The organism is Aureimonas sp. AU40, assembly GCF_001463785.1.
Lineage (GTDB): Bacteria > Pseudomonadota > Alphaproteobacteria > Rhizobiales > Rhizobiaceae > Aureimonas.
In genome coordinates this window covers 1-1,233 of the sequence record NZ_BBWL01000047.1, presented here as the reverse complement: position 1 = coordinate 1,233, position 1,233 = coordinate 1, and the positions used below count along the sequence as shown (strand labels likewise).

The window sequence follows — 1,233 nt, the reverse complement described above, 5'->3', positions numbered from 1 at the left end:
TGCGCGCTCGCCAACCGCCTGTCGGCCGATCCGAACGCTTCGGTTCTGCTCCTGGAAGCCGGACAGCGGGACAATTACGCCTGGGTGCACATTCCCGTCGGCTATCTCTTCTGCATCGGCAATCCGCGCACGGACTGGTGCTTCCAGACCGACGCCGAGGCCGGGCTGAACGGGCGCGCGCTCGCCTATCCCCGCGGCAAGGTGCTGGGCGGCTGCTCCTCGATCAACGGCATGATCTACATGCGCGGACAGGCCCGCGACTACGATCTCTGGCGCCAGATGGGCTGCGCGGGCTGGGGCTGGGACGATGTCCTGCCGCTGTTCAAGCGCTCGGAGGACTATTTCGCCGGGGCCGACGAGATGCACGGGGTCGGCGGCGAATGGCGCGTCGAGCCGCCGCGCCTGCGCTGGGATATTCTCGACGCCTTCCGCGCCGCCGCCGAGCAGGCCGGCATTCCGCGCATCGAGGATTTCAACCGGGGCGACAACGAAGGCTCCTCCTATTTCAAGGTGAACCAGCGCTGGGGCGTGCGCTGGAACGCGGTCAAGGCCTTCCTGAAGCCGGTGCGACACCGGAAAAATCTCACCGTCGTGACCGGCGCCCATGTCCGCAGGCTCCTGATCGAAGATCGGGCGGCCAAGGGTGTCGAGTTCGAGACCGACGGCGAGGTGCGACGCGCCGCCTGCCGCCGCGAGGTGGTTCTCTGCGCGGGCGCGATCGGCTCGCCGCATATCCTGGAACTCTCGGGGATAGGCCGGGGCGAGGTGCTGGGCGCGGCCGGGATCGTGATGGTCGCCGAGCGGCGCGAGGTCGGCGAGAACCTGCAGGATCATCTGCAGCTACGCTGCGCCTACAAGGTCAGCGGCATCCGCACCCTCAACGAGCGGGCGAGCACGCTTCTCGGAAAGGCCTCGATCGCGCTCGAATATGCCGTGATGCGCTCGGGGCCGATGTCCATGGCGCCGAGCCAGCTCGGGGTCTTCACGCGGTCCGATCCGTCCTTCGAAACGGCCAATCTACAATATCACGTCCAGCCGCTGAGCCTGGAGAAGTTCGGCGAGGGCGTCCACAGCTTTCCCGCCTTCACCGCCAGCGTCTGCAATCTGCGCCCGGACAGTCGCGGCAGCGTCCATGCCTTGGCGCCCGATCATAGGAAACAGCCCGCCATCCGGCCGAACTATCTCGCCACCGAGACGGACCGGCGGGTCGCCGCCGACGCCATCCGCCTGACC

General features: G+C 67.7%; 1 protein-coding gene. It reads left to right on the top strand.

What is annotated here, in order from left to right; all coding sequences use genetic code 11:
* On the top strand, positions 1-1,233 hold a 1,233-nt coding region (locus AUL32_RS18750; protein WP_062118398.1), incomplete at both ends, for a GMC family oxidoreductase.